Origin of the sequence: Mucilaginibacter paludis DSM 18603 (assembly GCF_000166195.2) — a bacterium.
In the GTDB taxonomy this organism is placed as follows: Bacteria; Bacteroidota; Bacteroidia; order Sphingobacteriales; family Sphingobacteriaceae; genus Mucilaginibacter; species Mucilaginibacter paludis.
Genome location: NZ_CM001403.1, coordinates 515,693 through 532,259, shown reverse-complemented (window position 1 = coordinate 532,259; position 16,567 = coordinate 515,693). Strand labels below are relative to the sequence as shown.

Annotated in this window: 17 protein-coding genes and 1 tRNA gene; 5 read left to right on the top strand and 13 right to left on the bottom strand. The window is 40.9% G+C overall.

Features of this window, described 5'->3' with window-relative positions; genetic code table 11:
* Positions 1-273 precede the first annotated feature (273 nt).
* From MUCPA_RS02110 to MUCPA_RS02075, 8 genes are all read right to left on the bottom strand, one after another.
* On the bottom strand, positions 274-1,467 hold the full coding sequence (locus MUCPA_RS02110; protein ID WP_008504155.1) for a FecR family protein: 1,194 nt from the start codon (positions 1,465-1,467) through the stop codon (positions 274-276).
* A gap of 116 nt (positions 1,468-1,583) precedes the next feature.
* On the bottom strand, positions 1,584-2,186 hold the full coding sequence (locus tag MUCPA_RS02105) for an RNA polymerase sigma factor (RefSeq protein ID WP_008504154.1): 603 nt from the start codon (positions 2,184-2,186) through the stop codon (positions 1,584-1,586).
* 52 nt (positions 2,187-2,238) lie between these two features.
* Positions 2,239-4,476 carry a conjugal transfer protein MobC gene (gene mobC / locus MUCPA_RS02100; RefSeq protein ID WP_008504153.1) on the bottom strand — a complete coding sequence of 746 codons (2,238 nt, stop codon included), beginning with the start codon at positions 4,474-4,476 and terminating at the stop codon, positions 2,239-2,241.
* Between the two features lie 18 nt (positions 4,477-4,494).
* Complete coding sequence (locus MUCPA_RS02095) at positions 4,495-5,766, bottom strand: relaxase/mobilization nuclease domain-containing protein (protein ID WP_008504152.1); 1,272 nt, start codon at positions 5,764-5,766, stop codon at positions 4,495-4,497.
* Positions 5,751-6,158 (bottom strand): mobilization protein, encoded by a 408-nt coding sequence (locus tag MUCPA_RS02090; RefSeq protein WP_008504151.1) that lies wholly within the window; start codon positions 6,156-6,158, stop codon positions 5,751-5,753. Before MUCPA_RS02090 ends, MUCPA_RS02095 begins: the two co-directional genes overlap by 16 nt.
* 160 nt (positions 6,159-6,318) lie before the next feature.
* The gene (locus MUCPA_RS02085) at positions 6,319-6,576 is read right to left on the bottom strand and encodes a hypothetical protein (protein ID WP_008504150.1); all 258 of its coding nucleotides are present in this window, start codon (positions 6,574-6,576) and stop codon (positions 6,319-6,321) included.
* Positions 6,563-6,889 carry a helix-turn-helix domain-containing protein gene (locus tag MUCPA_RS02080; protein WP_008504149.1) on the bottom strand — a complete coding sequence of 109 codons (327 nt, stop codon included), beginning with the start codon at positions 6,887-6,889 and terminating at the stop codon, positions 6,563-6,565. Before MUCPA_RS02080 ends, MUCPA_RS02085 begins: the two co-directional genes overlap by 14 nt.
* 78 nt (positions 6,890-6,967) lie before the next feature.
* On the bottom strand, positions 6,968-7,750 hold the full coding sequence (locus tag MUCPA_RS02075) for a hypothetical protein (RefSeq protein ID WP_008504148.1): 783 nt from the start codon (positions 7,748-7,750) through the stop codon (positions 6,968-6,970).
* A 169-nt stretch (positions 7,751-7,919) separates the two neighbouring features.
* On the opposite strand from MUCPA_RS02075, the gene MUCPA_RS02070 reads away from it, so the two are divergent.
* Entirely contained in the window at positions 7,920-8,933 is a 1,014-nt protein-coding gene (locus tag MUCPA_RS02070; RefSeq protein ID WP_008504147.1) for an AlbA family DNA-binding domain-containing protein, read from the top strand.
* A gap of 41 nt (positions 8,934-8,974) precedes the next feature.
* Positions 8,975-9,622, top strand: coding sequence for a hypothetical protein (locus MUCPA_RS02065; RefSeq protein ID WP_008504146.1), 648 nt, complete (start codon positions 8,975-8,977; stop codon positions 9,620-9,622).
* A 92-nt stretch (positions 9,623-9,714) separates the two neighbouring features.
* Here the strand turns inward: MUCPA_RS02065 and MUCPA_RS02060 are convergent, their stop codons facing one another.
* The 4 genes from MUCPA_RS02060 to MUCPA_RS02045 all read right to left on the bottom strand — a co-directional run bounded on the left by MUCPA_RS02060 (position 9,715) and on the right by MUCPA_RS02045 (position 13,553).
* The gene (locus tag MUCPA_RS02060) at positions 9,715-11,013 is read right to left on the bottom strand and encodes a toll/interleukin-1 receptor domain-containing protein (protein WP_008504145.1); all 1,299 of its coding nucleotides are present in this window, start codon (positions 11,011-11,013) and stop codon (positions 9,715-9,717) included.
* 45 nt (positions 11,014-11,058) lie between these two features.
* Positions 11,059-11,739: a hypothetical protein gene (locus MUCPA_RS02055; protein ID WP_008504144.1), complete on the bottom strand. Its 681-nt coding sequence runs from the start codon at positions 11,737-11,739 to the stop codon at positions 11,059-11,061.
* A 181-nt stretch (positions 11,740-11,920) separates the two neighbouring features.
* On the bottom strand, positions 11,921-13,183 hold the full coding sequence (locus tag MUCPA_RS02050) for a site-specific integrase (RefSeq protein ID WP_008504143.1): 1,263 nt from the start codon (positions 13,181-13,183) through the stop codon (positions 11,921-11,923).
* A gap of 293 nt (positions 13,184-13,476) precedes the next feature.
* A tRNA-Pro gene (locus MUCPA_RS02045) sits at positions 13,477-13,553 on the bottom strand.
* Positions 13,554-14,537: 984 nt separating this feature from the next.
* On the opposite strand from MUCPA_RS02045, the gene MUCPA_RS02035 reads away from it, so the two are divergent.
* Positions 14,538-15,233, top strand: a complete 696-nt coding sequence (locus tag MUCPA_RS02035) for a Crp/Fnr family transcriptional regulator (RefSeq protein WP_008504142.1) — start codon at positions 14,538-14,540, stop codon at positions 15,231-15,233.
* Positions 15,234-15,251: 18 nt separating this feature from the next.
* Here the strand turns inward: MUCPA_RS02035 and MUCPA_RS37520 are convergent, their stop codons facing one another.
* The gene (locus MUCPA_RS37520; RefSeq protein WP_394330575.1) at positions 15,252-15,506 is read right to left on the bottom strand and encodes a DUF7009 family protein; all 255 of its coding nucleotides are present in this window, start codon (positions 15,504-15,506) and stop codon (positions 15,252-15,254) included.
* On the opposite strand from MUCPA_RS37520, the gene MUCPA_RS38090 reads away from it, so the two are divergent.
* Positions 15,432-15,587 (top strand): hypothetical protein, encoded by a 156-nt coding sequence (locus tag MUCPA_RS38090; RefSeq protein WP_169316146.1) that lies wholly within the window; start codon positions 15,432-15,434, stop codon positions 15,585-15,587. The genes MUCPA_RS37520 and MUCPA_RS38090 overlap by 75 nt on opposite strands.
* A gap of 98 nt (positions 15,588-15,685) precedes the next feature.
* Complete coding sequence (mobA, locus tag MUCPA_RS02025; protein WP_008504140.1) at positions 15,686-16,258, top strand: molybdenum cofactor guanylyltransferase; 573 nt, start codon at positions 15,686-15,688, stop codon at positions 16,256-16,258.
* Positions 16,259-16,567: the final 309 nt, after the last annotated feature.

The following is a 16,567-nucleotide window of genomic DNA, read 5'->3' as shown; positions in this document are numbered from 1 at the left end:
GAACTGTAACAGCTATATTCGCCAGTGTGACATAGCGTTTTAGCATAAGCATATAAATACATACTTTTGTAATGTTTGGGTTAGAGCGTTAATGATCGATTATCCAATTCTTTATTACGGGTTACCCAGATATTGCCGGGAAGTGCTTCGAACCACTTTCCGGTTTTTTGGTGCTACCCAGCGCTGACGTATCAGCACTATGCTTGCCATGTATCTATTTCTTCATATTTTCTGCATTAGCGTTTAATCATTTTGTTAGTTAGCCTTTTATAATTAGGATTTTACTATAATTTTCTTGCCTTGAATCTGGAAATGCACATCAAAGAAACCAAGCGCTTCCAGGAATTTGGATGCGTTCACGCTTCGGTTGATCTTCCCTGTAAATGACCGTTGCGGTATTTCACCCTGGTATTCAATATCCACATCGTACCAGCGCGCAGCCTGCCGCATGATCGTTTGAAGATCAGCCCCCTTAATTTGGAAGAACCCATTTTTCCAGGCTATTTCTTCATCGGTATCCACATCTTTTTCTATACTGATATTAGTGTTTCCTTCAGTTGTCAAGGATTGCTCGCCCGGTTTCAAGACAGCAATATTTGCGCCTTTGGCAACACGAACGCTGCCCTCTAGCAGCGTGGTTTTTAAAGCAGGCTCATCGCTGTAACTATTGATATTGAAATGCGTGCCCAACACCTCTACGGTCTGTCCGTTAACGGTTACTTTGAATGGCTTGGCTTTGTTATGGGCCACTTCAAAATAAACCTCACCGGTTATACTCACTAATCTTTCATTACCCGCAAAATTTACCGGGAACCGGATCGATGAAGCATCGTTCAGCCAAACATGGCTGCCATCAGGTAATACCACCTGGAACTGACCGCCCTTAGGCGTGCTGTAAGTATTGTATTCGATTTTTTCAGGGACATCGCTGGCATTGTCAGCAGGCTGATAAACGACCTTACCATCGCCCGTTTTATTCACGCTCATCCCGGCCTGGTTCGCCAGCCTGCCATTCTTTGCGTTGGTCAAAACGATCTGTTTTCCATTAGAAAGCGTTAGTATGGCTTTATTCCCACCCGGTAAGAAATCCTGCTTTTCAACCTGCGCCATTTCCTGTTTCCCTAGGCTTCCTCGTTTTAACAGCAGGTAGCCACTTACAGAGATTAGCAACAAGACACAGACCGCAATGGCCAGCCTGCGCCATGCAAATGGCCTCACTTGATTTTCTTCCGCTGCCTCCCGGCTTTTTGCAGTAGCTAATAGCTGATCAAACTGGCTGTTCCAAAGCTGCTCCTCACCGTTGACCGGGTTTGTATTTTCCAATACCGCAACTAATAGTCGTTGCAGATCTTCATCATGACCGCTGTCTTTGATCAGCGCAAAAAGCTCCTCCACTTCTTCAGGGGAAGCTTGCCTTAAAGCATATTTATCCAGTAATTTTTTGAAATGATCTTCGTTAGCTGACATCGAATTTGATATTTTTTGCGCGAAATTGACGATAAGACAATTGCCAGCCAATTTAGGACTATCGCGTTTTTGGGGTACGCGGTAGTAATATTATAACCAATTGATAATGAGATAGATTATTTTTTATTATTTAATAAAAAAAGCAATAAAGTAAACATACTGGCCCGGCGTTCCAGGAAATCACGAATCGAACGCAGCGCGTGGCCCAACTGATTTTTTACGGTACTGCGGGAAATATCCAACCGATCTGCAATCTCCTCCAAACTCAGACCTTCCTCGCGGCTTAAGCGGTAGATTAGCTGGCGCTGGGAAGGTAACTCACTTACCGCCGAATTGATCATCGCCAGGCTTTCGTTGAACGCGATCGTGTCTTCAGTGTTGGTGGACCACTCAGCACGGTCGTAAGCAGCCTTTTTAACCAGGTTCGCATCATTAGCGACCTTTTTTAAATAGTTCAGCGTTTTATTGGACGCCAGGTTAAAAATATAGGACGTAGGATATTGCACATTTTGAAAAGACACCCGGCTTAACCACAGTTGAATAAAAACCTCCTGTACGATTTCCTCTGTGCTATCCCCGGAGCGTGTCATTTTTAAAACGAAAGGAAATATCCGTTTTTTATAATGGTGGTAGATCTGCCGGAACGCCACCTCATCGCCATCCGCAAAAGCTGCGAACAGTTCTTTTTCATTAATGAGCCTATGGGTGACAGCCGCCATTTTTGGTATTTAATCGGCAACTAATTTACAAATTTTTTATGTTAAAAATATTTTAAGGATTTGTTAAATCCTGTTTCGCAGTCACATAAGCCCCGCCTTTATCCGTCAGTTTATATTTACCCGTCTTATTCGCGCCGCTAAATTTAAGCAGACCCGCATCCTTCAACAACTTCAAATCTTTCACCGCTGTTTCCTTTTCGAGATCAAAAGCAAGCAGGGATTCTTTCAGCGTAAGACCATCCGTTTCTTTAATCTTATATAGTATTTGAAACAAATGCTTCCTGACCTTTTGATCTGCCGCAGCCGGTATCAACACCTCGAAATCCACCATCGAATTTTTAATTTCCTCCTGCACCGTCGCCAAATGATCCTGAATAATTTCCTGCACCTCCAGTTTTATGCGTTCGTAATTTTCCCGAACCATCGCCGCGCTGACTTTTTGTATCTCCGGTAATGGCTGGTAGGCCGCTTCCTCTTTCGCGATGGCTTCATGGTCATTAACGATCTCCGCATGAAAGACTTTTAAAGTAATCTTTTGGTTGGGGTCGTCCGCCACCATTCCTACAAATTCACCGGATGAAAGCGCCGATATGGCCGATGGCGGAATAGAGGCCTCTAATTGTGTTGAACGGCTCACTGAAGTATCCTGACTGTTAATGGACACACTTTCCCTTTGCTGCATGATCTTGCCGAAGCGCTCCGAAAGCTGTTTAGCCGTATCACCGTTCGCCTGTCCGCAAATCACATTACCCGGAATATTCATAATGACTTCTGCCTGTTCGCGTCCATAATCTTTTTTTAATTGGCTGTTATCCTGTACAGCAAAAGTAGTTGCCAGCCGATTGGAACGGCCTGTCGCGATCACGGTTTCCGGGTTATTAAAATAGATGGTGGGAAATTCGTCGGCAATAATGCTGCACGGCAGTTGGTGTTTGCGGTTCACCAGTTTCAGTGCCTTAGCAAAGAACAGGGATAATACTGCGCCATAGGTCTGCAACTTCTGCGGGTTATTACCCACACAAACGATCTTTGGTTCAGCCGGATTATTAATATCTAACGTAAAATCATTGCCCGAAAGCACATAGTAAATCTTAGGAGATGCCAAACGCGCCAGACCAATCTTTGCGCTGGCTACCTGGCCTTCGAGTTGCTCCATCGCTTCATTGTCAAAAGCAGAAACAAAAGGATTGATCAACACTTCCACCTCCGGCTCGGTCTTTAATAGTGGGAATAATACTGCATATTCCGCCTGCATCAGCTCAATGACGTGCGGCAATGTGCAATACTTACCATCCTTATATTTTCGCAGGAACCAGATAATAGCCGTCACAAAATTAATAGGCGACTCGACAAAGAAATCGCCCTGCTTGCGTATCCATTCTCGGTTCAAACCCAGCATGATCGCCCGGCTGGCCTCGGTCGCATCGGTCAGGTCTTCCATGCTTTGCGGTTCCAATGGATTGCAACGGTGTGTCCTGTTGAGGTCGTCAAAATTAATGACATAAAATTGTGGCTTAACCTGGTAACCATGATGGTGTTTCAATAAGGTATTATAAGCGATCCTGGTCAGATCATCAAACTTAAAATCATAGAGGAACATGGTAAAGCCCTTTTTAATATGCTGCGTAATAATGTGACGGATAATAAAATAGGACTTACCGGCACCGGGTGTGCCTATCACTAACAGTCCCCTGAACGGGTTGATAATATTGATCCAACTGCTCCTGATCTTATTTTTTAAGGTATAGCGTGCCGGCAGGTTGATGGAATAGTCGTTTTCGAGCAATTCTTCCTGCTGCGGAAAAGTCTCATTGGCTTTATTGAAAATATCCTTAAATAAGTTTAGTTTGATAAGTCGGGACAGTTGAGCGCCTCCGCTCAAAATCAATAAGTAACCGGCAATGGTAACACCGATATAGGTGATCGTCATGGTTTGCGCTGTCAAACCGGTATATAAAATCAATCCGGCATTCGCATATAATACCAGTCCCAATACAATATAGCTTAGCAAAGCCTTTACCTGTATCTTATCATCCTTACGGCCTCGCACACCGATCAGGGAAACAGCCAATAATAACAGGCTGCTGCTTTTAACGGCCAGCGTAGTTTTGAACAGGCCAATTTTGAGGAGGTTTGCCAGGATACGGTCGCTCAGTAAGGATGTGAGGTGCCACTCTGCAAAACCCTGGTAGCAGCTACTATAGAAATGGATGGCCAGTAGCAACATACTGCCAAAGCGAGTAAAATCCATGATCTTGCGTATTCCGTGTATATCTTCGCCTGTTTGCATCGTGTTTGTTTTTGTAGTTTATAAATGATAGCGTTTCCTCCGGCGCTTTTTGCGCTGCGGTTTGAACTGGCCAGATTGAACAGGCGCAGTTTCTAATAGGGATTTAAATAATGTTGGTGGTTTCGGCAGTTTGATCTGTTCCTGCCAGTCTTTATCCAGCCTGATGGTTTGTTTGCTGCCTTTAGGGAAGCTGTGACGTTGTTTAGGCGGCCTTGTTGGTGCAGACTGTTTTAAGCTTTCTTTTTCTTTAAAACGTTCGTTTAAAGCGTTAGCACTATAAGCTTTACCTAAGTTACTGCCATTAAATACCACCTTGTATTCGTTGTCCACGAATGTGGCGCCATATAGCCTGCCTTGTTCATTCGTCCGTAAAAGCGCATATAGCTGCTGCCGGTGTAATGCTTTTATAAGTTCTTCTTTAGTGGTAATTCCAGGGTCCGCTAACACACGGTCAATTTTATCCTTAACCGCCTTTTGGTTTTCTTTCCGGCTTTCTTCATTTTTTACAAATTGTTTTTCGAGTTCGGAAATGGTTGGTTTGCCATAAATGCTGCTGGCTTTGATGCCGACACTTTTTTTATTTCCCTTTTCGTCGGTGATATAGTAAAGCAGTCCTTTGTTTTCCTGCATCCGTGAGCCTTTTTCCCCGGCGTCTGCCACAACATTAAACTGTCTTAATGCTGCGTTATATTCCGGCAAGCTGGTAAACCGGTAAGTTCGAATAACAGCGTTTACCGTATTGCTAATCGCGCGTTTAGTTTCCGTTTTGCCGTAATTAATTGGTGTTAATGGTTTCAATACAAATGGCTCCTGGTTCTTTTTTTCTTCTGCCTTAACCAGCCCAAATTCAATTTCCAGTTCCCGGGTCGCCGGGCCGGAACGGTTCATGCCAATGTTATGCATGTCGATGCGGCTGCCGTCACTTTTAATATTCGTAGTCATAATATGAATATGGTCATGACCCGCATCCGTGTGCCGGTAAATCAGATAAGGCTGATCACCAAAACCAATTTTATCCATATAGCTGGCAGCAATGGTTTTTAATAAATCATCGTTTGGCTTTTCTGAGGGGTCAAAATTCAGGGAGATGTGCAGCGCATTGGTTTTTGCTTTGGGATTTAAAGCGGTTAAACGCTGCATCCTGTTGAGCTTTTCATAAAAGGATAATTCGTTAGCCTCACGTCCATATCCTACAGCATCCAGGCAAACAGCATGGCCTTCTTTGACCTTGTTCTCATTATAATTGAGCACACCGATGAGGCTTTTGCCGATGCTTATTTTGCCAACCATTTTTTGGAGAGTTGTGAAATGAGCGATAAAAGCAAAGCGATTCGGGTCGCCGCCTCCTGGTATTGCGCCGCCAATTTCAGGGCGTAAAATGCTTTGGTATTTTCGTCACGGCTTTGGTGATAACTCTTGGTGACCTGGTTCATATTGATGCCGATAGCTTTGAGTTCCCGGCGTATTAGTACCAATTGCTCCATCACGCCGTCCATGCTGGCATCCTTGTGAAATACCGTGATGGTGCCGCCCGATAGGATGCGCCTTGCTAGTTCGCCTATGGAACGACAATCGCTGAATGTGCGTAATTTTTCCAGCCGCTCTGCGGTAGCTTTTGTGACACGCGTCCTTACCGGCACAATAAAAAGTTCTTCATGATCGGCTGCTTTCTTCCTCGGCATGATACTGATCTACTGGTTTTACCCGGACTGACTTCGGAAGGGAGGGCGAGGAATTTTTGTGGACAAAAATACTCCTCGCTCACGCGGTGAGGCGTGTAATTTTTATAAGAAATCTTTATAAATCTCATAAAATTTCGTCATTCCGATCGTCCTTTTGGGACTATATTTTATTAAAACTTGATGGTTTGATCCGTCGCCAGTTCTGCGCGGATAGGATTTCCCATATCCATTTATTAGCTTCTTCTTTCCAGTCGCGGATGGGCTGGCCACCGGCGTAAGTCCAGTTGTTCGCCTCATATTGTTGTAGGAACTCGTCGGCTTCCTGTTCGGTCATGTCTTGCTGGTCAAAGTAAATCTTAACATGGATTGCTAAGGGCGGGATATTACGCCCAAAACCCTGCGGTTTATTTGCGGCCATTTGGTAAAGTCTTGAGTTCTTCAAATACTTTTTGCAGGTCGTTATAATCGAAATAGAACACGCCGCCTAATTGGGTGTAGGGCAGCGTACCGTTATTTCGAAGGTTCTTTAAAGTATTGGGAGATAAGCCGAGTAATTTGCGGACCTCTGCTGCTTTGAGCCAGCGTTTAGGTGTTTGCCCGCCGGTATGTTTTAAGATACCTGCTATTTCGGTGAGCAGGTCAGTTTTAAAGGTTTCCAGGTCGCCTACGGTGATGAGTTGGTCGCGGCGAAGGGATTGTTTGCTGTCGATGTGGTTGTGTACTGCTGTCATATTTTGATGATTTATGACGGCAAAGGTGGTGGGGATGATTGGGGGGATTATAAAAGGTGTACCAAAGTTTGGTGTGATTTATTTGTTTATGGTAATGATCGTACCGTCAAGTGGTTTATCAGCTGACAGCTTGAAAAAGCGCAGGCTATCGCCAAGCACATTAGATTTAAGCAAGTTTTTACACAGAACATTTTCGCCATATTTTTTGACGACAACGTAGTGCGGATATTGTTTAACGGTTAAGTAAGTTTTTTCCAGCGTACCGGACCCATAGCCAAATCCTCCGCAAATAACAGGAATAGCAATCCCCCAATAAACAAGGTATTGAAATATTTCACTGAGCGTATTGCGATTTTGATTCCGGTCAGCGACAATAGTTGCAATGAGGTCTTCGTCCGGGTGACCGGGATATTTAAGCCGATATTCGGCCAACAAGAGTACTTGCTCTGCTTTATGCTGCCTGGCGATAAAATAAAAGGGAATATTTAGCAGGGCGATGCCTCCCAGCGCGTAAAGGTAAAATATACCGGGCAGGTGTATCGAAATACTTATAATGTTAAGGATAGCAAAGCATGCGAAATTAATTTGAAACATCACCCTCTTTAAAGATTTTTTGGTAATAGAGTGGGTATTATAAATCACGCCATTAAGTTGCCATAATGTATAAATTGCCACACCACTTATTGATGCTGTGAATTTAACGACGTCAATGATTTGCAAGTCGATAAAATAGGTAGGTATATGATAATAAGCACAGGTGCCTGCCTGGTAAAAGTAGGCGCAAAAGTACCCGTAGGCTGTAATAATGGATAAGATGATGGTGGGATTACTTTTACTGAAGGCAATTATTTTGTCGTTCATTGATATAGGTTATGTTTCAAAGTTGCGATTTTCAATTCTAAATTTCGAACTGTTATCCGATAAAATAATAACTGTTTTTATTTGCTCTTGAATCCTCTAAGCATCGAAGACCTTAAGTAGGTTCATATGTTGCTTTTAACCTATATTTGATTATTACCTGCGCACCGATATGACCTATTCGAATTTGTATTTTGGAAAAGACCTGGCAACTATTACTTACGAGGATGTCAGGCGTTATTTTGAAGACGATAAAGATGAGTCTGATAAAATTGAATACAAGTCTTACCACGCATCTGATCAAGTTAACCATGTTGAAAGAGAAAAAGGCATCATCAAAACCATCGTTGCATTATTGAACTCAGAGGGAGGTATTATCATATGGGGCGCTCCTTTGGGTTCAGTTGTTGAAGGTAAAAAAGAAAAAATCTTCACCGGAGAATTATCGCCACTGGACAGGCTGATCGAAAAAGATGCTTTTATAAACCGGATAACAGATTTGATCACACCCGCTCCCCGCGGAGTAAACTTTCACAGGGTACAGAACGGCTCGCAGTTTATCTACATTATAGAGGTTCAGCAAAGTGATTATTCCCCGCATCAATACCAGAACAACTATTTTATGCGGCTGGACGGGCAAACTAAAATTGCCCCACATCATTATATAGAGGCATTATTTCGGAAAGTAACTTTTCCGAAACTGGAAGGGTATGTTGTTATTGACCAAATTTATTATGAAAATCATAAGTACAACATACAGTTGTCGGTCAGGTTATTTAACAAATCAAAATTGCAGAATGAACACAATATTTATTACAGGCTCTATATCAAACCGGGAACATTTCTTTCCTACAGGAATGGGTTGCCAAACCGTGATTTTATCTCCGCACATGAATTAGCCATTCAAGATGCAAAACCTGTTTTATATTATAACGAGCCTTTGCTGGCTGGACATAAAATTTGGGTTATGGACAGGGAGGTTGCGATAACTGAAAACGAAATCCAGTTCATTTTATTTTTTGGAGGGAAACAATCACCGCTAATGGTCTCTGAATATAGTTATAGATTGAATGAAAATAACGAACCCGAACTATTGCTAATTAAGGAAAACAAGTTCATGCACGAAATTAGCGACGAACGTCCAGGCAGTGAGGCTGAAAAGATGCGCATTGCTTTGGGGCGGTGATTTATTTGAACTATACTTAATAATTAAAATAAAGATTAGATATGGAAGAAGATTCGCTCGAACTACTTGGAAATAATCTGAAAGCGCACATTGCTGATAATGATTTAGCTAATAAAATTTCTACAGGAATTGATGTGTTTGGGGTAATAGTGGATTTAGCAATCCAACTTCCGGTTATTGATACGTTTAAGAAATTAAGTGATAGTTTTAATAATTATAACGCGTTACGCCTACATAAAAAATTAACCAAGTTTCTTTTTGGGATTAGTGACATTCCGCCTTTGGATCGCCAAAGATTTATGGAGGAATTGGACTCTTTGCATGAGTTAAAGGAAAAAAGTGGCGAAGTTCTAATTGATATTATAGTCAGGACAAATCACCTTGGGAAAATTGATTTTATTATCAACCTGTTCAAAGCTCAGGTCGCAGGTAAAATCGACATTTCAGAATTCATACGGCTTAGCGTGGTACTGGAGAAAGTATCTGTATCAGACCTTTATCAACTTAAAAATTATGATTTGAATACACAGAGCAGTAAACCAGGGATATACGAAGGCAGCTTAACTGATGCTTTATATTCAGCCGGCTTAGTTGACATCAGCGTTATTGGTGGTAATACTGGCACACTTTTCAATTTAAATAACTTGGGAAGGCAAATGCTATTGCACGCGCTTAGCGAAAGTCAATAATCCTTGTGTTAAAACCTTTGGAATATTTCAATCCAATTCGGGCTTTAACAACTCGCCACGATCCCAACTTTTTTTTCCTAAGAAATATTTGATTAAACTTTATTGGCGATGTTCTGAAGTATGTCAGTTTGGACAGCCCGCTCAAATTTTTCCATATTGGTAGCATCAACGTTGGCGTATGCGCTAAAATCTTTGGAATTGGTCCTTTTAAGTTCCAGAATATTTTCCCAGTATTCTTTTGCCTTATCTATTGGCCTTATTTGGTTTTCTAAAACTTCGAAAAGATAATGATCAATATGAATAGGAAAAAATACATTTGACCAAGTTTCTTCCTGCTTTCTTCGTCCCTCGCTTAATTCGAATTGACACGCTTTGCTTCTGAGAGAAGATTCAGAAGCTATAAAGAGGATGGTTTCATGTTCGTGCACATTTTTCCTCATAATATCTTCAAGATATTGGCCCCCAGGTGCATCATTTTCCCACAGAAAAGTTTTAACGCCGTTTTTATTTAGTACACCATTAAGTATCGTGGCAAAGGCCTTGTCTTTGAAACTGTATGAAATAAATATTTTCTTGAAATGAATTTCAGAAGATATATCTTTTACTTTCTCCTTTACATCGGGTGCCTGAATATTGAAATAGTTTTTTAGAATGATTGGGTCGAGCAAATCGCTTTTTAATATGGTTTGGAAATCCAGCGAAGCGTAATTGGGGTGAAGGTATGTTTTTTGTGCTATTATGGTTTTGTTGGCCAAAACGCAATCGATAAATGCACAAAGATAAAGTGTGGTATCACTAAATAAACTGTTTCTAAAATCAGTATTTGAAAAATAACAAAATGAAATTCGACATTCGTCGAAGCTTACATCGCGAGCTTGCTCTTCCAAAGCTTGACCTGGATGATAATATACTATTCCTTGGAATTGAGAATTTTCTATCTCGCAATCTATAAACTCTACGTTAAACAAACTTTCACCAATCAGACTGAAATTATTTAAGTAGCATTTCTGAAAAATTGTGTTATCGATATCCCCCTCATCAATTTCAACATTCCTAAACGAACACTTAAAAAAGGAATTTAATGTCCAGCCAAATTCGTTATGGGAAAACCTGGAATTTCTAAAATCACAATCGATAAACTCACAATTTTTAAAGTATAAAAAAAAGCCCCATATATTTTCAAACTTACAGTGGGTAAATTTACACTTGTGAAAAAGATCGCCTTGAAAATCTCCCTCAAATTGATAATTTTTAAAATGATGTGATTTAAACCCTGTTCCCGGGTCAAAGAAAGTGGATCTTACCTTTCTAATTTTTTTAGGCGCAATTGTTGCAATATGGGTTCTAAGCCCACTCAGGTTGAATTTTCCGGCTGTATAGGTATTCTCCACAATTTGGCAGGTTAAGGACGATCAGGCCAAATTACTTAATTACAGCTAAAGATTTGTATTTGATTTTACTGTGCATCTTTTATTGTATAGCTTAATCCATGCTGCCTGTATATCTTGTAGATGGATAAGAGTATCGGAAATCAACTGCTCATTGATCGCAATCGGATTGTCGTGAATAAAAGCGTTGCGTCTTTCCTGTAGATTTTTCAAATGGTCATAAATCAATGGGGAGCCTATCTGAATTAAGTCATCTTTAAATGAGGTATCAAAAACCAACTGGTAAAATTCGCCCATTCTTGCGCTTATATTGTTATTCTTCTTTAAAAGGTTTTTGGCGATTTTCGGCGGAATACTTTCCAGTTTTTTACTGAACATTCGATCCATCAGGCTTTCAAATAAAGTCCAAAACAGTAAAACGAACGCAATGCGTTGAGGAATTTTTTGGCCCAGCAAATCGGTAACATCGGATTCTGGTATTAAGGGACGTTCCCACTCTCTTTTTAAAAGGCCCAATGTAATATAAGTATTTTCATGTATTGCACCTTTGAACGTTAGAGCCTTTGGTTGTTCATTGTTTTGAAGACCGGGAATTACGAAGGGGGTATGCAAGTAACCACAAATATCACAGGGGTTTTGCTCAATGATCGCTCCACAATCAAAACAAAGGAACTTACCTTTCCAAACTCCCATCCAACTTTCGCCAGGCTCCAGATTTTGTAACCACATGATTTAAATTTTTTGAAAGATACCCCAATTTCTATGTTGTCTCAATAAAAAGACAGAAATATCCGTTGAAACAATAGGCATTAAGGTGGGGATTTAAACAGAGTTATCATAAAAACCTTCAAAAGTAAATTATATGCTACTAAATTTAAGGGGTCACAAAATGTGACCCCTCGGTTTATGATTAATTATTTATTGCGATTTGACCGTTGTCGTCCTGTGTTTTGTTATTGAGCTTTTCGCGTAGGATTTTCATATCGTCGCTTACTTTACGTTCGACAACTTTGGCGTAAATCTGCGTGGTGGATATCTTGGTATGGCCCAACATTTTGCTGACAGTTTCTATCGGCACCCCGTTAGCGAGTGTTACAGTAGTCGCAAAAGTGTGCCTTGCTAAATGGAAACTGAAATTTTTATCAATACCACATTCACGGGCTAAATCTTTTAGATAGTCATTCAATTTCTGATTGGAAATTGGTCTGAATATCGTGCCATTACTGATTGCGCGCGGATCGTGCCTGTGCCTGGCAATAATTTGTGCAGCTAATGGCAATAACGGTAACTTAACTGGTTTAGAAGACTTCTGTCGTTGAGTGAGCAGCCAATGCTCTTTATCAATGCCAATCATTAAGTTGTTAGCGGTCAGATTGATTGCATCAATGTAGGACAGCCCGGTATAACACCCGAACAAAAAAAGGTCACGGACATATATTAGTTTGTCCGTTTTAAGCTCTTTGGTTTCAACTACAGCCAATTCTTCTTCGGTCAGATAACCCCTTTCTTTAGAAGTGAATTTGAGTTTATGTTTAACGAAGGGGTCTTTGTCTAACCATTCAATGGTAACGGCCATATTGATCATTTTCTTAAAACGTTCCAAATGCTTCATTACCCCGTTATTGTTAAGCGGCTGCGGATCGTCCTTCTTTTTAAAGGTGCGTAGGAATAATTCAAAATCGGCGATGAATTTATACGAGAGCTGGGTGATGTCCCATCCGGCAGGCTTTTTACTTTTTTTCAGGAATTGAAGAATGTAGTCCTGAGTGGTGTAATAATTTTTCATGGTGCCTTTGGCTAGCACTTGTTTTTCATATTCGTTGTGGTAATTAAAAAGATCCTGAAAAGTATGGGCAGCTTCATCCTGGCCTAAAAAGGTGTTTCGGATGTTTTCGGGGGTGAGTGGCTTTTGTTGTATGATCGCTTCCTGGTAGGCATCTACCACACCGGAGCGGAACTGTTCAAGATAATCGTTGACTTCGAGCGATTCCTTGCTGGTGCCACGGGCCGTGCCTTTGGCGGAGTTCCATAAGATCTTATTGACTATCCGTTTGGTGGACAGGTCAACGCTTTTACCGTTAATGGTAATACGGGAATAAATACGGCATTCGCCGTTTTCGTTGGCTTTTTTCGTGAAGAAAATAAGGCCAAAAGTGCTTTTTTTGGGGTTCATCGTCCTGGTTTTTTGAATTAAAAAACTAATAATCAGATACTTAATGATTTCAAACAGACACAATTTCAATATTTTGAAGTGTCAATGGCCGTCAAAAAGTATCAAACGACGTACTTAACTATTTATCAGTCAGTAGATTACAAGTTTTAAAAAGCGAATATAAAGCCTTAAAAACAGACCACGAATAAGACATGAAACTGATGATTTTTATTGATATTATCTGATTTAGAAAACATAAAAAAACCCTTTAAATCATTGATTTAAAGGGTTTTAACGACTTTTGACTTTCGTCTTGGTCGGGATGGCAGGATTCGAACCTGCGGCCTCCACATCCCAAATGTGGCGCGATACCGGGCTACGCTACATCCCGATTGGGATTGCAAAGGTAGAAAATTAATGGTTCCCTCCAAATTGTATTTTGAAATAATTTGATGTTTTTTCGGGTTTTATTTTTGTGCTTTTTTGTTGCTTTTGATTGGCAGGGCTTTATCGTTATTACTGGCTTTGATTTTTTAAAAATAGTGCTAAATTTTTTTGCGATAGGTAGAGTGTGGCCGGAATTAATGTTCGTTTAATGGATTTACTTGCTTATTGGGGTGAAAAAAACTTAAAAATATTTATTCTGTCCTGGTTTTATTTAGAATCCGTTGTTGGCTGAAAGTAGGAGAGTAGCGTTTGCTTGAGATCGTCTGAATCTAATGTCGCACTTGATATTTGATATCAAGGTGTGGTATTGAAAGGTGATAAAGCCACTGAAAAAAAAATCTTGTTGTGATCGGTAAACCGGATATCTTCACCAAACAGGCGTGTTTTGCTGCCTTCGGCAAAAAAATCTGGATATTTCGTGATTCTGGTGCATCCCAGGGGCTGCCGTTTGGGCTTTTTAGGTTTATGGATTCCCGATTTTGTGAGGTAGATTGGAAGGTAGTACAGGCTATTTAGGGTGCCGTATAGCAACCAATCGTTTGTGTTTGATGTATCCAACTTGATTGGGTTTAATTAGCCTGATTATTGGCCCACTTTTTTAATGTTATAGTCCATTCATCCTTGAGGCTTTATCGTAAAAAAAGAATCAAGCAGCCGGAAATGGCCTATATGAGGTGATTGTGGTTTGCTTCTAATGGATTTATGCGGATTTTGTGTCTGATATTGTGATTATTGGGGACGGAGTATTAGTTTTTTGAGCTTTTTAGGGTTTTGTGTTGTTTTAATTTAATAATTGTTGTGTTTTTATGTTGAAGATGTGTTGTTTTTTGTTGTAAATTAAATAATTGTAATTTTTATTGATTTTTTCGGTGTATTTATCATATTCTTAGTTAACATTGTACCTTGTTTTGTAAAATGATTTCACTGGATGAAAGTTTGTAAGAAAGATTGTGACCTGGATACCTGTTTTTTGTGTAAGTCATGTATAAAAGAGTGGTTGCCGGCTATTGCAGCCCACCGTAAAAATTTTGAAGTAAAAAAAGGAGAAATTATTTTTAATGAGGGTGATGTAGTAACCGGTATTTACTTTGTGTATTCGGGCGTGTTCAAGGTGCATAAAAAGTGGGGTGCCGATAAGGAGTTAATTGTACGGTTTGCACGCGAAGGTGCCATTGTGGGGCATCGTGGTATGGGAACAAATGCTTTTTACCCTGTTTCGGCAACGGCTATCGAAAATAGTACGGTTTGTTTTTTGGATATGGCTTTTTTTGATGCTACGCTTAAAGTTAACCATGAGTTTACCTATCAGTTGATGATGTTTTTTGCCGACGAGTTGCAGGAGTCGGAACGAAAAATGCGCAACATGGCACATATGCCTGTAAAGGGGCGCATAGCACAGGCTTTACTTACCCTGCAAGATCAGTTTGGTATATCGGCTCAAGGTGCAATCGGCATCGAATTAACCCGGCAGGACCTGGCTTCATTCGCGGGCGCCACTTACGAAACGGTGTTCAGGGTAATTAATGATTTGGTACATGCGGAAGCGGTGCGGGTTACCGGAAAGTTAATATGGATCATCAGTCGCGATCAATTAATGCAGATTGTTAGTGAAGGCAACTCATAAATGCCTTATCCTGCAAACTCATTTGCCGGCTAAAGGGTTGGGGTAATTGTCGCTTTGGTGTTCTGTTACGTTGTCAAGGCATTTAAAGTCCTTCTCAACCAATAAATATAAGCCGGAATAATCTTGATGGTCAAACCCCACGCTCTCGGTATTGGTCCAGTTTAAGGCTGTCTGCTGTGGTACCAGCAAGATGATCTCATGGTTTTTAAAAGTGACCGACAGTTGATCTATATCCGTTTTTTGGAGGGTGTAAGTAAGTGGCTGATGGCCAATGATGGCGGTTTCTGTTATAAACCTTCCATGCCAAAGCGTTCTACCTCCGGCCGGGTAAGCCTGTATCGTAACGAATTATGACTGGTGCGTATCTGCATGTTAATTGATTGAGCTGCACACTCGGCTAAAATAATAAATACTAATTTAGCTATCGCAATGCAAAAAAGGATAACGCAAAAATGAAACAATTGTTGGGTGTTGCCATGTGCGGAGGGCAAAGCCGCCGGATGGGAACAGATAAAGGTTTGATTATGCGCGGCGGCATGGCCTGGGCGCAGATTGTGACAAGCAAGCTAAGCAACCTGCAAATACCTGTTGTTATTTCCATCAACCCAAGCCAGTATTCAAATTATAAGCAACTGTTTGATCCAGGGAGCTTAATTATGGATACCCTGACGCTGCAAGGCCCCTTAAATGGCTTGTTGAGTGTACACCAGGCCCGGCCTGATGCAGATATGATAGTGTTAGCCTGCGATATGATTGATATGAAGGTCGTTGTTTTACAAAACCTCATTCAGCGTTACCGTAACGAACCTGGATTTGATTATTATGCCTACCATAACGACCACTTTTTTGAACCGCTTTGCGCTATCTATACCTGCGCCGCACTAAAAGCCTTGAATTTGAAATTTGATAGTGGAGGGGCAACTAATTTCAGCCTTCAAAATATCCTGATCAACGGGAATACCAAACAGCTTCCGGTTGATGACAGTGAAAGTTTTAATAATAATAATGAGCATCTAACCTCCTGAATCGGTGAAGAAAAATATATTGCTTATAATAATGTGCTGTTAAGTTATTGATTGTCAATGTTTAATTTCTCTCCATTATGTCATCCCGACGCAAGGAGGGACCTTTTGCGCGCGATAAGTATGCAGCATATCGCGTGCACTTATTGTCAATCGCTTATTTTGCGTTAGTAATCAGTAGCTCTTAATTTACAACATCGGCCCGCTCAGTCGCCGCGGGAAAGGCTTTGTTCTTTTTTCTTGAGTGGCTGTTGCACAACTCAGAAACAAGCTTCAAAATATAAATTTTTGCGGATAGACTGGCTGAGATTT